The sequence below is a fragment of the Sporomusa sp. 246TCP1 genome (assembly GCF_057319775.1).
This window is the reverse complement of sequence record NZ_CM170492.1, coordinates 5,283,053-5,299,707: the sequence shown is the minus strand read 5'-3', so window position 1 is coordinate 5,299,707 and position 16,655 is coordinate 5,283,053. Positions and strand designations below refer to the sequence as shown.

The window sequence follows — 16,655 nt, the reverse complement described above, 5'->3', positions numbered from 1 at the left end:
AATATTGTATAAAATTTATTCAATAGGTTTTTATTAACCAAACTGACTGGTATTGAATATAATGAAGCAGAAAAACGGGTGCAAACGGAGGTCGAAACATATTGAACATTAGAAAGATTTATTTGCCCGAATCTTTAAAAAACATTACGCTGGCAGCAGGTGAAAATTATATCTCCTACTGTCAAAACCTGACTGCTACCACTGAGGAAGTAATACCAATCTCCCCTATCAGAACTAGCCACATGCTGCCCAGAGCTAATATTCTCCTGGTTAAATCCCAGCGCCAAATAACCTTATTTGATGGTAATAACCCAGTCCGGCAATACCCAGTTGCCATCGGCAAACCATCAACCCCGACACCTACCGGCAATTTTGCCATTGCCACAAAAATTACCAACCCGGGCGGAGTGCTCGGCACACGCTGGATGGGCCTCAATTATGATGCCTATGGTCTTCATGGTACAAATGCCCCCTGGCTAATTGGTAAAATGGTATCTAACGGCTGTATCCGGATGCATAACGCGCATGCTGAAGAAATATTTGCCTTAATAAATGTCGGTACCCCGATGTATATTCGGGATTAGCCGGCTTAATTGTTCTGCTACCCAGCAGGCTTTGTCACGCCTGCTAACAAGAAACTCAAGCAAAGCCTGCCGCTCCGCCTTATCAGGCAGCCACTCCTCAGGAATACTATCCATAAACTGAGCAAATTTCGCATCCTCAATATTCTTAACAGCTGCAGCATACTTAAATAATTGTGCCGGCCTTAGATAATATTTCAAAAGTACACCATAGGAACGGCGATGATTTACTGTAATCGTATCAGCTAACTCTTCCAGCATACCGGTTGTCCATTTGCCGCGACGAAACAAATGTGAATTATCAATCGCATACAGCTTATAGCCATCCCGTTCTTTGCGGATTAACAGATTTTTTCTATTTTCCGTCCGGTCAGGATTATGGAACAAGTGGTCAAACAGCATAACGCCAGCCATTTGATCTTTATTTACTGCCTGATGCAGATTGTATTTGTTTACATAGCCAACTCCTTGCAAATACTCACACCCAAAGTGCCAACCGGACAGTACGGCAGCAGCCGTCAAGCGCCGGCTACCGGCCAATACCTTTGGAGAAATGTCAATAAGTCCCCCTGGCGGAAAGCAAAGCTTTAGCCAATCGCCAAAATGAGCGGCTAGCAACTCGTTTACGAGAACCTTGGATCCAAGACGATTGGATGATAACTTAACAACACATACCTTTACTTCTCCACAGTCATTTTCGGCGCGAAATAGTTGTGGAGATGTGGCTCCCAGCCCCACCGGACCGATATATTTTAACGCCCGATACATTAGACCATCTCCTCTCACCGCTGATAACGATTTAACCTTTCCATCCGGACCAAAAATCCCGGCTGCTTAGCGCCTCCGGGATTTTGGTGTAAGCAAATGAAAACAATACCCAGGGATGATTACTATCCCTGGGTCGCTACTCTCAACCTTTTGCATTAACCGTAGTGCTATTTACCAGCCAACTAGCTATCCAGCCAGTAGTAGTACCATCAGTAAGCACTACTTTGTACCAACCAAAAGCCTGTTCCTTAACAGTTAATGTCGTGCCTTTGTTAACCTTTGTTACAACAGGGAAATTTGTGCCAGGTCCACTTCTGATATTAACTGTACTGCCAGTTACTGTTACCGTACCGGTAGCACTAGTGGATGTACCGGCGGTCGGTGTCATCGGACCGGTGACGATAACATTTTGTTCGCCAAACCCTGCTATGTTTCCACCACCAGTTTCTGCAGCTGATACATTTTCATCAGTAAACTGACTGGCACTGACTTTATCTGTAGCTGTAGTACTTTCGACAATACCGATTTCATCAATCGGACTTAACGCAAATACATCCATCTCGGTGGTAGTAACTACCCGGGCCCAGACCTTAAGTACAATAGTAATATGCACCTTACGCCTGTCATGATGACAATGGAAATCATAGTCAACAAATTCCACAGTTGCATCGGCAGTTGCCTTCATATCAGGTTCAGCACCATAAATCACAATATCCCGCGTCCAACGAATGTGCCTTTTTTCAAACGCATGTACCGGCTGATCAGGTAAATCAGCAACATACATTACCTTTACCTCTAATTCACCACGCACAATGACCTTGTCTGGAATAACATCAACTTTGTTAATTTCCAGCTCTTTCACATATACGTCAACTACTTGTTCAATATCTGGTTTCTGCGCCGGAACAAACAAATCAAGTTCCACAACCCGTTGGGCCATTTCAGCACCCAGGACTTGTTCTACCTCAATTGTCTCCGGACCTGGTTCCGGGCAGCCGCATTCCAATTCAGCACTATCAACAGTAGTTACACCGGCAACTGTTTTGACAGTCATGCCTGAAGTATTACTTGAACCAGAAGCTGCTCTCGTTTTATCATCCATGGTTTCCCCCCCTCTCCGTTGATACCTAAAAAATCTAACCTTTGGGTGTAGTTGGCAACGTTCCGGTTCCAATAGTAACTTCCCGGTCAGTCATAACTTTGGCGGTAACTTTTAAAATAACTGATACGTCAAATTCCCGGCAGTTGCGGTGGTGATGATGTCCATGGTGGTCGCAATCATGGTCATGATCATGGTCGTGATCATGGTCGTGACAGTCATTGTCATTGTCATGGTCATGGTTATGGTCATCATCATCGTCGTCCTCGTCGTCATCACACTCAATAGGCTCAAAATTTTTGTATTTATAAGCACGATGATGGTCTTCAACATCATAATCCACAAACTCAACAACAACGCTAGCCTCAGCATCCATCCCCCGGCGTGCACCAGGAATATCAATATCAAGAGTCCACCGATAATGCTTAACTTCTACAGCATGAACAGGCTGCTCAGGCAGAGCGGCTACATAAATGGCTTTAATCTCGAACTCACCCCGAACGATAACTTTATCGGTAATTACGTCAACACTATTTACTTCTACTTCTTTAACAAATACATCAACAATTTGCTCAATGGAAGGTTTTCTTTCCGGAACAACTACGTGAATATCCAGTGCTTTTTGTTTTTCCTTTTCTCCCACTATTTGACGCACGATAATAGTTCCGGTTTCAATGCCAAGAGTACACTCTTTATAGGCTCTATCGTTCATGCAGATTCCCCCCTTTGTATATTCTAATTATATATATGCCTGCACTAATTTTTATGTGACAAAAAATGTATTACTGCAGGCAAATCTCTAAGCTATAACTATGACTAATGTCCGGAAAACATACCCCGAAAATTCCACTGTGTAACGACAAAAAAGCATCTGTAGTCAATAGAACTACAGATGCTTTTTCCTGCCTTATGCTTGTTTGGTTTACCACTTAGGGCACAATAATTGTTTTTTCCCCATTTTTCCTTTTTCCTTACTTTCATATATTTCTATCTCAAGGAAAAATCGTTCTACAATTATCTTATTAATCATCTCTTGTACTTGCTTGGCGGTTTCATCAACACCTGTTTCAATGGAAACCCAAAGTGCTTTCCTTTCTTCCAGGGTTAACGTTGATGGTACAACTAAGTTGAACGCAGGCTCAAACCATTTATTGGCATAATTATTGATAAAACTCATCATCCGCGAAGCCACAGTCTCAATGAAATCCTGATCTTCCGACACATTGAACAGCCATTCCCGAATGAGCTTCTCTATTTCCGTTAAGTTGGGTTCAGATTTAGCAGGAAACAAAATCACCTGTGCTGCCAAAGTATATCCCTCCTATAGCCGCTAAAAATTGTCAAAATCGATTATATATGTATTTTTATTATCGCATGTAATTATTTAAAATATATTTGTCTGTAACCCAATTATGTCTTACATTATTTTCTAAAGGAATTCTAAAATTATTTGGTTATACTGATACCTACAATGTGTAGTAAAAAAATCACGGAAGATGTATGGTGCCTTCCTCCACAAGCTTGATCCGTACATCTTCCGTTAATATAAAAAAATACCTTTACTTAACTACTTTTTTTAAAGAGGCTGAAATTCTTGGTTTTATAAAGATTTCAGCTTCTTTTCTTTACTATATATAGCTCATTATACTTTGACTTTACACAACCTGCCTGCGCCTGTAAACTTTTCTACTGCTGATATATAAACTCTCTCCCGGAAAACAACATAACATTTTCTCCATGTTGTTCATAGTATATATCAGATGCTCTTCCCCCTAGGGGAGAAAGTATGTCATCAAAATAATAAGGAGGTAATACAGTTAATGAAGGCTTACAAAAAATATCCCTACTGGAAGTGTGATGATGACTACGACAAATGTAATGACAAATATGACATGAATGATGACTGCCACGATATGGATATGTCTTGCTGCACTCCCAAAATGAAATGCCAGCCTACCAAAGAATGTGTCAAAACCTTTAAATGTTACTATAAGCTTTATAAAATTTGCACCTATCGTTTGTATAAAATATGTCCTTATTGCGGTTGTGAATTCGATTACCACGAGCATCGTGGCAGCTGCCCGAAGTGTATGTAATTGGAATAGTAAATCCGCGCCATTTGGCGCGGATTTACTATTCCAATAAAACTGTTCCTATTTTTTGATAAACTCTTGCACTACATACACAGACCCTGCAGCGTTAGTACGAACGCCAATACCTACCTCCGTATAGTTAGAATTCAAAATATTGGCACGATGACCGGAGCTGTTCATAAAGGCTTTTTCAGCTGCCGTCACACTGCTGTTGATGGCCAGATTTTCACCGGCCGCGCTATAACTAATACCCGCTTGCCGCATACGGTCGAAAGGAGATTGTCCTTCCGGATTGTAGTGTGAAAAATAGTTGCGATTAATCATATCCTGTCCATAGTTTTCCGCTAAACGAACCAAACTCATGTTGAGTTTGAGAGCAGGCAAGCCATTAGCTGCCCTGTCTGCGTTCAATAGTTGAAACGCTTTGGCTTCATCAGCCGTAAGCCCCGAGGTAGTTGTAGTTGTTGCTTGCTGGGATGTTGAACCCGTGGTAGAAGCAGTAGACGTAGTCGGAGTAGTCGGAGTAGTCGGAGTTGCTGAATCACTACTACCACTCTTTTTCCCACTAGCAACCATCGCCAGTAAACCAAGCGCTACTAAACCGGTAATAACAGCCTTGTCGTCCCCATTTTGAACAGATTCTTCTTCTCCTACCTCTGCCGCATAAGCAGTTATCGCCCCTGCACCACCAAATGAGGTAGTAAGTATCGACATTATCACCAACCCGAAAATCGTTTTAGTTACCCATTTTTTAACCTTCATAAACTTTACATAACCAACCTTCTAGTGTCTGTTTTAATGATATAGTGTCATTTTTATTGACATTTAATCGGTTTCAAACTAATTAATCAGTTTGATGTTATGTAAATATTCGACTCATTTTCTTAAATTCCTGTCCCTAAACGCTAGCAATTTATGTATGGTGAAGGAGGACACCACCCGCCCACCTTTCACTGGCGCTTTTTTCGCATCTTTGCCTGCTCACCCTTGCTAATGCTCTGCTCAATATACAGGCTATCGCTTACAGATAACCCATATATCTCATAGACTACTTTATTCAGTTCATTATAGATACCATTATCTTCAATTCCACAGCCACCCTGCCCGGCCAACTGTCTTGCTAACTGAGCTAACGAACCGGCACGCTGCTTGTCAATGATTAGCGGCAGCTTTTCCACCATTTCAATGTCCACTTGCGCCATAGATCGCCCTTTTTCCAAAGTGACAGTCTGGTAATAAAAATTCATTAAACGGGAATTAAGAATAGCCACCAAATATTCTAAACTAAGTTCACCTTTATCTACCACCAGAGAATGAATATTATTTAGATGGTAGTACCCCGATTTGTCTACAGCAGCGATTAGACTATCGCCTGTCTGTCTGAGGAAAATCTTGGGTCCGGCCATGACCTCCCCATCCCAACCGCCTTTATTTAGTTTGGTCGGATCAACGTCCAGCCAGTCACCCTGATAGGAAAGCACAAAAGGCAATACCTGTGCTGAGGATACCAGCCCTGGTCGCCAGGTACTGCCCTGCTTCATCTTACTTTTTATATCTGCCTGCACAGTAAGCGAGCGCATGCCTGTCCTGATTTTTGTTATATCACCAAACCGACAGGGGGCTTGATCCAGCTTATCAACAATATCTTTATCCCTTGCCAAGAAAAACATCCGAAACCGTTTATAGACCTGCTCAGAGAAATACGCCTGCAAGTATTGATAAACAGCAGGCTCGATCTCTGTTTCATTAATTTTCTTGACCGTTACTATGGCCGTTGATTTGGCTTCCTCACTACTTTCTTTTTGCAAAATGGTAATAGCCGGAATTCCCACTACCACGCCGCCAAATACCTTCGTACTGACCAATGCCAGTTCCTGTACCCTACAATTATCAAGAATAAATTCGCGAATTTTGGAATAGTAGCGGCCTAGCAGATAGCTGTCAGGCGTAATATAGCCGAGATAGCCCCCCGGCTTTAGCGCCAAAATACCGCGTTCTAAAAACAGCGCATAATAGCTAAGTTTATACTGTGCCGAATGGGGATAGTTCAGCCGCAAATACTGCGCCTGCCCGGCAGTCACTTTACCTACCCGGTTTAATCCAAAACTGATATAGGGGGGATTACCAATAACATAATCATATTTTCGCGTCCAAAAATCGGCTAGCCGCAAACGGTCATTGTCGGTATAACCGTCCACCTCGATCAGATTATCTTCCCATTTGATTAGACTGTCACAGCTAACCAAATTCATAATATCCGAATCCAGTGACACTGCTGCTTGCTTTTCCGTCAAGCGCATTTGCGCCTGATTTACTGCAGCTTCATCCATATCAGCTCCATATAAACAATAGTGGACAATGTGGTAATGTAAGTTCTCGCTCCGCCAGTAGGATCTGCCATCAAGATAATATTCGGTCATAGCCGTTTGGATCATGTAGCGCTCCTCCGCATACCTGACTTGCAATACAGGTAGTTTCTCAGCAAATTTAGCTAGCAGCAAATCATAAGCCGCCACCAAAAAGTTGCCTGACCCGCAAGCTGGGTCAAGAACTCGCGGTACCGGATTGGCCACTATATCATGATGCGCCAGCGTGCATGCCAGAATATATTTTACAATATGTACTGGCGTATAAAAAACACCGCCAGCCTTACGGACATTCCTAGTGCCTTGCGGCTCTCCTGTTACTACCACCTTAGACCTCCACATATATTTAGTATTTCAACAAGATAATAGTTCGTCGAAATAGTATCTTTCCCTTTAATACTATAGGTCTATATGTTATTTAATTGGCGTTTTCGGCATACCTAACCGGAATTTTCCTCTGGTCTCCAGACCTCCTACGCCATCAACCCCGGTTACTGATGCCGTAATAGCGTCACCTACATCGACGATCCGGTTTATCGGTGTAAAAGCTACCTTTTCCGCAATAAAAACCGGGTCATACGCATGAATAAAAATTCGGTTAGGTGAGCTGGCGAAGTTGGCGCCCACAGATAAAATAGCTTCAAAATGTGATTGGCAAGCCCCAGCAAATATAACCAATTCATCGCGGGAAGGCTCAACCATGCGGGCTTTTTTTACAGCTGCCACAAAGTGTTTCGAGTTGCGGTAGTTATTGATATCATTTATATCCTTTTTACCATTGCCAATTAAGGCATCATGACCTGTAAATACCAGAATATCCGGCCGGATTTCTTCTAATAAGTTGATAATAACGTCCGCTTGTTTACTTTCTTCCACCCAACGGCCCTCTGCCTGAAGATTAAGTTGATTGTAGGTTTTCAAACACATTTTAAGGTATTCTTCATCACCATCAAGATGCAATACCCGGCCAGGCAAATCAAAAAAAGTAAATTTCTTGGTGGCCTCAGACCGCCTTAATTCAATTTGTTCCCGTTCGCGGCTGCGGCGTATCAGAACCTGCCGCAGAGTATTGTTATGCATATTCTCCATGCGAACAATTTCATTGCGTAAATGTTCTGCTTCAATCGGCTCTAAATCATCGATAGGCGAATCAGCCATTAGCCGTAAATGTAGTCCCTTTAGCACGCAGTGTGTTTGTTGGGTATCGTCAACAAATATGTCTGTTACCTTAAAAACAATATCGCCGCCATGAGATTTTCTAATAACCAGGTCGCCTACTTGAATGTCCACCTTAATCCCCCCTTAACCAGTAGCTATAACTATTACATCCTATGTAGCGCCTAACTAAAGTGCCACAAAATTACTGGCTGCACCTGGTGGCAAATGCCTTCTTTCCGCTATATACTATAGCGAGCCCTCATAAGGCTGCTTTCAGCATACATTTTCTACACGCATCCTTACTCCGAGGTGATGGACGTGATTTGCGTGGTCGTTCCGGCCAAAAATGAGGGAGGGCGTATTAGCACTGTATTGCAAAATCTGGGAACATTGCCGATTGACCACATTATCTTAGTGTCCAATGGTTCCAAAGACAGTACAATGCGCGAAGTTTTACAAATGCGTCTTCCAAAACTCCAAATTATCTATTTCCATGAATGTTTAGGCATTGACACGCCCCGCGCAATTGGCGCTAAAGTGGCTTTAGCACTGGGCAGCGACGTTGTCGCTTTTGTTGATGGCGACATGGTAGGTACTTTTAATGAGAATTTGATGGAGCTGATTGATGGCGTATTGTTGAAACACCTGGATATGGCCTTAACCAATTGTTATCCTTCTCCACCACGCCATATCGAACGCTATAACCCTACTTTTCAATGGCGTCTCAATCTTAATAAAGAGTTGGGGCTTGATAAAAAAATTAATTTAGCCAGCCCGGCCCATGGCCCCCACGCCGTCTCCCGCCGCCTCCTGGAAACAGTGCCCTTGCGTGAGCTGGCTATTCCCCCTGTTACCATGGCGCTTGCGCGCATGCACAAGCTGAAAATTGACGTAGCTACTACCATTCCCCACTACCGCCTAGGCTCATCTGTAAAAAATCAAATTCATACCAACAAAATCATTGATACCATTGTCGGCGATTGCCTGGAAGCCATTGCTGCCTTCCATAGCCAAAGTCGCAACCGTCAGTGGCAGAACAAAACCTACCTGGGTTATCATATTGACCGTCGCTTAGATTTGTTAGATATGTTTCTTAACGAAAAGCCCTGCTCAAAATGAGCAGGGCTTTGAGGTTTTTTAATTCACTTAGCTATCACTTACTAATTTTGACCAGGCGTTAGCAATAGCGGCAAACTCGGCCAGCGATAATTGCTCGCCACGACGCCCGCCATCTATTTGGGCCTGCGTCAATACTTGCTCCAGCTCTTCTTTACTAAGGCCGGCCGACTTAAGGCCATTAGCCAGGGTTTTCCGTCGCTGAGCAAAAGCGGCCTTAACAACCCGGAAAAACATTTTTTCACTAACAATCTCAACTGGCGGCACCGTACGCACAGTACAACGGATAACGGCCGATTCTACAGCAGGTTTCGGAATAAAAGCCTGCGGCGGCACAATAAACATGATTTCCGGCTCTGTATAATACTGAACAGCTACTGATAGTGACCCATAATCTTTGCCGCCAGGCTTGGCCACCATACGCTGCGCCACTTCTTTTTGCACCATAGTGACAAGCAGTTCGACAGGCATTCTCTCTTCCAGAAATTTCATGATAATTGGAGTCGTAATATAGTAGGGTAAATTAGCGACAACTTTGTATTTTTCTTTGTTTATTTCCCGGGAAATGTCAATTTTTAAAATATCACCATGAATAACCCTGACATTATTATACCCTTCCAGTGTCTTACCAAGGATCTCCAGCAGGCGACGGTCAAGCTCAACTGCAATAACCTCGGCCCCCGCTTCGGCTAGTCCCTGGGTCAACGTGCCAATCCCCGGTCCAATTTCAAGTACAGGTTCACCTTCACAAACGTTAGCAGCCGACACAATTCCTGCCACGACATTGTTGTCAATCAGGAAATTTTGCCCTAATTTCTTGCTCATATGAATTCCAAAGGTTTTTAATATATGTAAAGTTACCTCTTTTTGTGCAATACACGGCTTAATCGCCATAGTTTGGTTCCTCCACACCGCTGCATAGATTAGCAGCATTATCCAACTTATTTAACGCCCCGGCAAACTCGGCCCGGGTAACGCCATAATGATTGAGCCGATAAAAAAAACCCTTAGCATTAGCATAGCCGATACCCAGACTTTCACCAACCGCCGCCCGGCGGATAGTGGCGTCCGGCACACCAGTCAATCTGTTTATTATAATATCCTGCCAGCTAAATTCACTTGATGGCTGCCACTCATGCAGCCGCACTTTACTAAGCGCATCGCGAATGGCCTCCGACGAGGCCTGTTCAATGCCAATATCATCATTCGCATAGGCTTGTTCTCTTGGTACAAACGCATGCTTGGCTTCGGCAAAGCGCTGGGCTAAGTATTTACGAATACGCTCACCCGCACTGTCCGGATCAGTCAGAATAATAATCCCCCGCCGTTTATAGGCATCCTCAATCCGGCTTATGGTGCGTGGCAATAGGTTAAACCCATCTGTAGCAATACATTCCGCATCCACTGCCCGCTTAACGGCAGCAATGTCCTGCTTGCCCTCAACTACTATTACTTCTTTAATCATTTCGCTCTCCATCTTTTTAACGTAACACACACTATGAATATAGTATCACATTTAACGCTTTTTTATCTATCATGTTATAACGTAAGCATACTCCAACGCCCGGCTCCGTCCAGGGTCAATTTCTTTTTGTGATAGCTGTTTAGAGTCCCCCGGTGACCAACGCTGATCATAGCCGTATTAGGCAGATGTTCACATAGTAGTTTATACAATACGCGCTCTGTGGGTTCATCAAGAGCTGATGTTGCCTCATCCATAAACAGCCAATCAGGCTTATGAATAAGAGCCCGCACAAAAGCAATCCGCTGCTGCTCACCCAGCGACAACACATGCGACCATTCTTCCACCCTATCAAGCTGATCCTTCAGCCCCTCCAGTTTGCACAGCGACATAGCAGTATAAATGTCTTCATCATTAACCGGCTGCCGGGGGCCCGGGTAGAGCAAAACCTCCCGCAACGTACCAAGCGGCAGGTAGGCTTTTTGCGGCAGAAACAGGGAACTTTGGCCTTCAGGCACAGTTATATCTCCCTGTGCATAAGGCCATAAGCCGGCAAGCGTCCGCAATAGCGTACTTTTACCGCTGCCGGAAGGACCAGCCACCAGCAAAGAATCGCCTGCTGTCAATGACAAATTGAGTTCGGACAACAACCGCCGCCCATCCGGCAAATCAATATTCAGGTCAGACACCATCAATGCCGGCGCAGCCGTCTGGTGAATCGCTGCAGCGGTATCAGTTAACGCATTTACTTTCTCCATATTACCAACAAAGCCGGTTAGCCGGTCAACGACTGACCTCCACTCAGCCAGCAAGGGATAGCTTTCAACAAAAAAGGATAGCGCTTCTTGCACCTTGCCAAAGGCCTCTGCCGTCTGGAGCAAGCCGCCAAGCTGAATCTCTTTGGCAAAAAGCCGGGGAGCGGCTACTAGAATCGGAAAAATAAGGGCAATTTGCCCATAGCCTGAGGTAAACCAAGTCAGTTGTTTCTGGCGTTTCATAATCTGCCAGAAATTATCCAAGACGCTGCCGAATCTGCCCATAAACGACTGACCTTCCCGGGCTTCGCCACCGTAAAAGGCAATACTCTCACTATTTTCTCTCAGCCGGACAAGACTAAAACGAAAATCAGCTTCATAACGCTGCTGATCAAAATTGAGCTTGGTTAACGGTTTACCAATTTTGTGAGCCAGCCAAGTTCCGGCAATCGCATACAATATGGCAACCCATACCATATACCCGGAAATCGTCACTTCTGTCCCGCCTACAGGAATTGTAAGTGTACCTGACAACTGCCACAAGATAGCGATAAAGGATACTAGTGTAACTACTGCTTTTAACAGACCTAGCGACAAACGCAGACTGTAATTGGTAAACAGCCGCAGATCCTCACTAATACGCTGATCAGGGTTATCGGTGCTATTCTCGATAAGCTGCAGCCGGTAATAGGTCTGTTTTGCCAGCCAACTGTCCAAATATTGCTGCGTCATCCACCGCCGCCATTTTATCTCCAGCATCTGCTGCAGGTACAGCTGATACACGGCTACAATAATGTAAATAGCAGCCAGCCCACTAAACTCAAGCAAGGCACTGAAAAATTCCTCACTGTCAAGATTTTGCAAAGCGTTATAAAACCGATTATACCATTTATTAAATAATACCAACATATAGACATACGCTAGATTCAGCGTCACAATTACCGCTGTTAGTCCCCAGACCCGCCACTTCTCTTCTGAAAACCAATAGCCGCGGGCCAATTGCCAACAAGCTTTTACAAGACCGGGGTTAATGCCTGTCAATAACACCATTCCTTTCACCACAAATGTAATTGTTTCTATTTCGTTACCAGGGTTAGCTACTCCTTCTAAGAGCTGGAAAAAATATAATTCAAAAGGAAATGGCAGAGTACAAGACTCTGCCATTTCCTTACTCATCTAAGATATAGACCTTCACTGTCCGGCGGCCAAACCGATAGGCTTCACTGGCACTTTCCATACACAAATCAATTTTGTCGCCAACAATGGCCCCGCCAGTATCGGCTGCCAGCCCCATCCCATAGCCTGGAACATAGACCTGGGTACCTAATGGGATCACTTCCGGATCAACAGCAACAATACCATGTCCGGCGGCAATTCCGGTGGCTGTCAATCCCTGGGATGAACCATCTGTGGGTAAATAGGCGCTGGCTTCCATATAGCGGACACCCCTAAACCGCATTGCCCCCCGCGAAGTATCTACCATATCCCGGGTCCCAACCCGGATGATTTGCGGTTTAGCACTTACTGCCACAACCTCGGACAGCACATCGGCAGAAACTTTAACACCATCTTCAAACTTTACACGAACCGTAGCTTTCTTAAGACCATTCTCTCCGGCCTGCACAGTTTCCTCCACCCCTTTTTCCAGGGTAGGATCAGGTTGGCGAATAATCTGGTACAATTCAGGAATTTCCTGCTCTTCAATCTTCTCACTTAATGTAATGGCCCTAATGTTCATACCGGCAACCGGCTTAGTGTCATCTCCCGGCACCAACCTTACCTTTTCTTGCGGTATTCCCACCTGATTGGCAATATCGCGCACCGTAGGCTTAGCTGCAAGTAAATTAATATTTTTCCCTTGATATATAACTGTTACAGGTACGGCACGAAATACCTCAATGACTGTTCCGGTAGTCACACTGGTTGTCGACAACCTGATTTCATCTTCGGGACTAAGTGTAATTCCAGCTTGTTGCAAGATTTTATAAGGACTTGAGTACAAGGTACTGACAGTATAGCTCTGATTATCAGTAACAATATGTACCTGTTTATGTGCCCAAACAAATCCGGTTGCCACCAGTGATGCCAGCAATAGCGCAAGAATCAACACTACTTTTCGCTGACCATACTTTGCTAGTATAGACCTTTCATCACTCATGAAATACCCCCTTTCTGCGAGCCATAAAATTATATCATAACCTGGTTAATAAGTCAATTAATTAACCATAATTATCCAGATGTTGCTCGTATTATTCCCATTTATTTTGAATTATATTCTCCTAACTTATATTCCGCATGTCCAATCAAAATAAAAGAGGACATATGGAATGTGAGTCATAAAAATAAAGAAATTCAGCGATATTCTATTACTGTAAAATATTCGCTGAACTTCCATTTTATTCCTGCCTGTATAATTTTTTTATTTTTCCCTTTGATAACACTGACTTACGCAATGCCAAAAAGCCGCTTAGTATTTATTGTTGCCGCCTCCGCCAGAGCAGCAAACTCCATATTCCTGACGCAAGCCACTTCTTCAGCAGTAAATTTGACATACGCAGGCTCATTGCGCCGGCCCCGATAGGGCTTAGGTGTCAAATAGGGGCAATCTGTCTCTACCAGCAGGCGCTCAAGGGGTACGTTTGCCGCCACCTCTTTGAGCTTGCCATCTTTGGCGAAAGTAACCGGTCCGGCAAAGGAGATGTAAAAACCCAGCTTGATAACTTCCCTGGCCATCTCTAAGCTGCCGGAATAACAATGCAGCACACCTGTTAAACCCTTGGCTTCTTTTTTTATAATCGCCATCAAATCACCATGGGCATCCCGGTCATGGATAATAACCGGCTTATTGCATTGACGCGCCACATCAAGCTGGCGAATAAACACCTGCTGCTGAAGTTCGCGTGGTGATAAGTCATAATAATAATCAAGTCCAATTTCGCCAATGGCCATTACCTTGGGTTTACGGGTCCAATCAGCTAACTGTTCATAATCACTCTCTTTAGCCTCTTTGGCATCATGGGGATGAATACCCACAGCGGCATAAATAAACGCATGTTCTTCTGCTAATGCTATGGAACGGGCCGAGGACTCCATACAGGCACCAGCGTTCAATATCCCCACAAGGCCGGCTTCCCGGGCCCGTGCAATAACTGCAGCCCGATCCTCGTCAAACCGGTTATCATCAATATGGGCATGTGAGTCAAATAGCATCTTACTTCACCCTGCTGCCAGGCGGCATATCGGCAGTCACAAGCTGCAATTTTTCATCACAGGAGGCGGCCAATACCATGCCGCGGGATTCTATGCCCCGAATTTTAGCCGGCTTCAGATTGACTACCATAACAACATTTTGCCCCACGAGTTGCTCAGGTTCATAATGTTTGGCTATCCCTGAAATAATAGTTCGTTGTTCTGTTCCCAGATCTACCGTTAACAGCAATAACTTATCGGCTTTTTTAACCTTCTCGGCTGCCAGCACCCTGACTACCCGCAAATCAATTTTGGCGAATTCTTCAATGGTAATTTCCGGTATACCTGGTGCGGTCGGGATCTCAGTTTGGGGTGCAGGCACAGTTGCCGTTTGCGCCGGTTGTGCTTCAGCCGCACTAGCTGGTTGCTCCTCAATGCGCGGGAAAATCGGCTCAGCTTTCGCCACAACAGTGCCAGCCGGCAAGCGTCCCCAGGCTTGAGCCTCATTAAATTGTACACTGGCAAAGTCAGTTTTTAGACCAAGCTGGCGCCAAATTTTGGGAGATGTTTGCGGCATAAACGGTGAAATCAAGATCGCCACAATTCGTAGAACCTCAGCTAAATTGTACAGTACAGTATTAAGACGGCCTTTTTGGGCAGGGTCTTTAGCCAGCGCCCAAGGTCCGGTCTCATCAATATATTTATTGGTACGCCCAATAAGTGCCCATACTTCTTTAAGAGCAGCATTAATATCCTGCTGCTCCATGAATTGTTCATACCGAACGGTCGTAGTGCGTGCTAACTCAATAAGTCCCTGGTCAATAGCCTCACTCTCACCTGGTGCTTCGATAACGCCGCCATTAAAGCGGCCAATCATACTCAGACTGCGATGCAGCAGATTTCCCAAATCATTAGCTAAGTCGGCATTAATCCGGTTAATGAGTGCCTCACGCGAAAAATTGCCGTCAAGCCCCAGAGTAATTTCCCGCAGCAGAAAATAGCGGATAGCATCGGCACCAAATTCATCAATCAAGGCCAACGGATCAATTACATTGCCCTTAGACTTAGACATCTTGTCACCCTCGACTACCAGCCAACCATGACCATATACCTTTTTCGGCAATTCTATCCCCAGTGCCATCAAAATCACCGGCCAGATAATGCTATGGAAGCGCACAATTTCCTTACCAACCAAGTGGATATCAGCAGGCCAATATTTAGCGAATTTTTCCTTATCATTTAAGTAACCGGCTGCTGTAATATAGTTAGTCAGCGCATCAAACCATACATAAACTACATGCTTGGTATCAAAGGGAACCGGGATTCCCCAGTCAAAGGTTGTCCGGGACACGCATAAGTCTTCCAAACCACCCTTGATAAAATTAAGCATCTCATTACGACGCGATGTCGGCTGGATAAAATCCGGATTTTCATCAATATATTTCAGCAACCGGTCCTGATACTTAGCCATCCGGAAAAAGTAGCTTTCTTCTTTAACAATTTCAACTGGGCGGCCGCAATCCGGGCATTTGCCGTCAGTTAACTGACGTTCCATCCAGAAGGTCTCGCAAGGTGTACAGTACCAGCCCTCATATTCGGCTTTATAAATATCACCTTGATCATAGATTTTTTGAAAGACTGCCTGTACCAACTCGTGGTGCCGCTTTTCAGTCGTACGAATAAAATCATCATTGGATATATCCAATTTTTCCCACAGCTGCTGAAATGACGCCACAATCTTATCCACATATGCCAGCGGCGTAGTATTCGTCTCCTCAGCCTTACGCTGAATCTTTTGTCCATGTTCGTCAGAACCAGTCAAAAAGAATACATCAAAACCAGCTAACCGCTTATAACGGGCAATACTGTCTGCAATGGTCGTACAGTATGCATGTCCAATATGTAATCGGTCACTAGGATAATAAATAGGTGTGGTAATATAAAAGGGTTTCTTTGACATAATGTCCTCCTTCAGTAAACGCACTACTTTTATTTTCCAATTATAGGCATTGGAAATATGGTTGTCAATAGTTGTATTTTTCGACAGAATGTAGTAGTATATGACAAT

At 44.3% G+C, this 16,655-nt stretch carries 16 protein-coding genes; 3 read left to right on the top strand and 13 right to left on the bottom strand.

The features are described from left to right. Window positions 1-101 precede the first annotated feature (101 nt). Window positions 102-584 carry a L,D-transpeptidase gene (locus tag AC1ECB_RS25015; RefSeq protein ID WP_485666328.1) on the top strand — a complete coding sequence of 161 codons (483 nt, stop codon included), beginning with the start codon at window positions 102-104 and terminating at the stop codon, window positions 582-584. On the opposite strand, the gene AC1ECB_RS25010 is transcribed toward AC1ECB_RS25015, so the two are convergent. The 4 genes from AC1ECB_RS25010 to AC1ECB_RS24995 all read right to left on the bottom strand — a co-directional run bounded on the left by AC1ECB_RS25010 (window position 546) and on the right by AC1ECB_RS24995 (window position 3,757). After that, window positions 546-1,349 (bottom strand): HipA family kinase, encoded by an 804-nt coding sequence (locus AC1ECB_RS25010; protein ID WP_485666327.1) that lies wholly within the window; start codon window positions 1,347-1,349, stop codon window positions 546-548. The genes AC1ECB_RS25015 and AC1ECB_RS25010 overlap by 39 nt on opposite strands. Window positions 1,350-1,491: 142 nt before the next feature. After that, window positions 1,492-2,451 carry an SPOCS domain-containing protein gene (locus tag AC1ECB_RS25005; protein WP_485666326.1) on the bottom strand — a complete coding sequence of 320 codons (960 nt, stop codon included), beginning with the start codon at window positions 2,449-2,451 and terminating at the stop codon, window positions 1,492-1,494. 34 nt (window positions 2,452-2,485) lie between these two features. Further along, the gene (locus tag AC1ECB_RS25000; protein WP_485666325.1) at window positions 2,486-3,160 is read right to left on the bottom strand and encodes a DUF3794 domain-containing protein; all 675 of its coding nucleotides are present in this window, start codon (window positions 3,158-3,160) and stop codon (window positions 2,486-2,488) included. 210 nt (window positions 3,161-3,370) lie between these two features. Beyond that, entirely contained in the window at window positions 3,371-3,757 is a 387-nt protein-coding gene (locus AC1ECB_RS24995) for a hypothetical protein (RefSeq protein ID WP_485666324.1), read from the bottom strand. A 511-nt stretch (window positions 3,758-4,268) separates the two neighbouring features. Between AC1ECB_RS24995 and AC1ECB_RS24990 the strand changes: the two genes are divergently transcribed. Beyond that, window positions 4,269-4,544: a hypothetical protein gene (locus AC1ECB_RS24990; RefSeq protein WP_485666323.1), complete on the top strand. Its 276-nt coding sequence runs from the start codon at window positions 4,269-4,271 to the stop codon at window positions 4,542-4,544. A 57-nt stretch (window positions 4,545-4,601) separates the two neighbouring features. Here AC1ECB_RS24990 and AC1ECB_RS24985 read toward each other — a convergent pair whose 3' ends face one another. The 3 genes from AC1ECB_RS24985 to yabG form a co-directional block, all read right to left on the bottom strand. Continuing rightward, entirely contained in the window at window positions 4,602-5,255 is a 654-nt protein-coding gene (locus AC1ECB_RS24985) for a CAP domain-containing protein (RefSeq protein ID WP_485666322.1), read from the bottom strand. 236 nt (window positions 5,256-5,491) lie between these two features. Further along, window positions 5,492-7,234 (bottom strand): N-6 DNA methylase family protein, encoded by a 1,743-nt coding sequence (locus AC1ECB_RS24980; RefSeq protein WP_485666321.1) that lies wholly within the window; start codon window positions 7,232-7,234, stop codon window positions 5,492-5,494. Between the two features lie 87 nt (window positions 7,235-7,321). Then, on the bottom strand, window positions 7,322-8,197 hold the full coding sequence (yabG, locus tag AC1ECB_RS24975) for a sporulation peptidase YabG (RefSeq protein WP_485666320.1): 876 nt from the start codon (window positions 8,195-8,197) through the stop codon (window positions 7,322-7,324). A 186-nt stretch (window positions 8,198-8,383) separates the two neighbouring features. On the opposite strand from yabG, the gene AC1ECB_RS24970 reads away from it, so the two are divergent. Then, window positions 8,384-9,184: a glycosyltransferase family 2 protein gene (locus tag AC1ECB_RS24970; protein WP_485666319.1), complete on the top strand. Its 801-nt coding sequence runs from the start codon at window positions 8,384-8,386 to the stop codon at window positions 9,182-9,184. A 27-nt stretch (window positions 9,185-9,211) separates the two neighbouring features. Here AC1ECB_RS24970 and rsmA read toward each other — a convergent pair whose 3' ends face one another. From rsmA to metG, 6 genes are all read right to left on the bottom strand, one after another. Further along, window positions 9,212-10,075 (bottom strand): 16S rRNA (adenine(1518)-N(6)/adenine(1519)-N(6))-dimethyltransferase RsmA, encoded by an 864-nt coding sequence (gene rsmA, locus AC1ECB_RS24965; protein WP_485666318.1) that lies wholly within the window; start codon window positions 10,073-10,075, stop codon window positions 9,212-9,214. After that, complete coding sequence (rnmV, locus tag AC1ECB_RS24960) at window positions 10,065-10,646, bottom strand: ribonuclease M5 (RefSeq protein ID WP_485666317.1); 582 nt, start codon at window positions 10,644-10,646, stop codon at window positions 10,065-10,067. Before rnmV ends, rsmA begins: the two co-directional genes overlap by 11 nt. A gap of 74 nt (window positions 10,647-10,720) precedes the next feature. Then, window positions 10,721-12,448: an ABC transporter ATP-binding protein/permease gene (locus tag AC1ECB_RS24955; RefSeq protein ID WP_485669403.1), complete on the bottom strand. Its 1,728-nt coding sequence runs from the start codon at window positions 12,446-12,448 to the stop codon at window positions 10,721-10,723. 118 nt (window positions 12,449-12,566) lie between these two features. Next, window positions 12,567-13,556, bottom strand: a complete 990-nt coding sequence (locus AC1ECB_RS24950; protein WP_485666316.1) for a resuscitation-promoting factor — start codon at window positions 13,554-13,556, stop codon at window positions 12,567-12,569. A 287-nt stretch (window positions 13,557-13,843) separates the two neighbouring features. Then, entirely contained in the window at window positions 13,844-14,608 is a 765-nt protein-coding gene (locus AC1ECB_RS24945; protein WP_485666315.1) for a TatD family hydrolase, read from the bottom strand. 1 nt (window position 14,609) lies between these two features. Further along, complete coding sequence (gene metG / locus AC1ECB_RS24940) at window positions 14,610-16,547, bottom strand: methionine--tRNA ligase (RefSeq protein WP_485666314.1); 1,938 nt, start codon at window positions 16,545-16,547, stop codon at window positions 14,610-14,612. Between the last annotated feature and the right edge of the window lie 108 nt (window positions 16,548-16,655).

What these genes read in the sequence shown, in the direction of transcription:
- AC1ECB_RS25010 (WP_485666327.1), bottom strand. Translation starts at nt 1,349, where the DNA reads ATGTATCGGGCGTTAAAATATATCGGTCCGGTGGGGCTGGGAGCCACA.
- AC1ECB_RS25005 (WP_485666326.1), bottom strand. Translation starts at nt 2,451, where the DNA reads ATGGATGATAAAACGAGAGCAGCTTCTGGTTCAAGTAATACTTCAGGC.
- AC1ECB_RS25000 (WP_485666325.1), bottom strand. Translation starts at nt 3,160, where the DNA reads ATGAACGATAGAGCCTATAAAGAGTGTACTCTTGGCATTGAAACCGGA.
- AC1ECB_RS24990 (WP_485666323.1), top strand. Translation starts at nt 4,269, where the DNA reads ATGAAGGCTTACAAAAAATATCCCTACTGGAAGTGTGATGATGACTAC.
- AC1ECB_RS24985 (WP_485666322.1), bottom strand. Translation starts at nt 5,255, where the DNA reads ATGTCGATACTTACTACCTCATTTGGTGGTGCAGGGGCGATAACTGCT.
- rsmA (WP_485666318.1), bottom strand. Translation starts at nt 10,075, where the DNA reads ATGGCGATTAAGCCGTGTATTGCACAAAAAGAGGTAACTTTACATATA.
- rnmV (WP_485666317.1), bottom strand. Translation starts at nt 10,646, where the DNA reads ATGATTAAAGAAGTAATAGTAGTTGAGGGCAAGCAGGACATTGCTGCC.
- AC1ECB_RS24955 (WP_485669403.1), bottom strand. Translation starts at nt 12,448, where the DNA reads ATGGTGTTATTGACAGGCATTAACCCCGGTCTTGTAAAAGCTTGTTGG.
- AC1ECB_RS24950 (WP_485666316.1), bottom strand. Translation starts at nt 13,556, where the DNA reads ATGAGTGATGAAAGGTCTATACTAGCAAAGTATGGTCAGCGAAAAGTA.
- AC1ECB_RS24945 (WP_485666315.1), bottom strand. Translation starts at nt 14,608, where the DNA reads ATGCTATTTGACTCACATGCCCATATTGATGATAACCGGTTTGACGAG.
- metG (WP_485666314.1), bottom strand. Translation starts at nt 16,547, where the DNA reads ATGTCAAAGAAACCCTTTTATATTACCACACCTATTTATTATCCTAGT.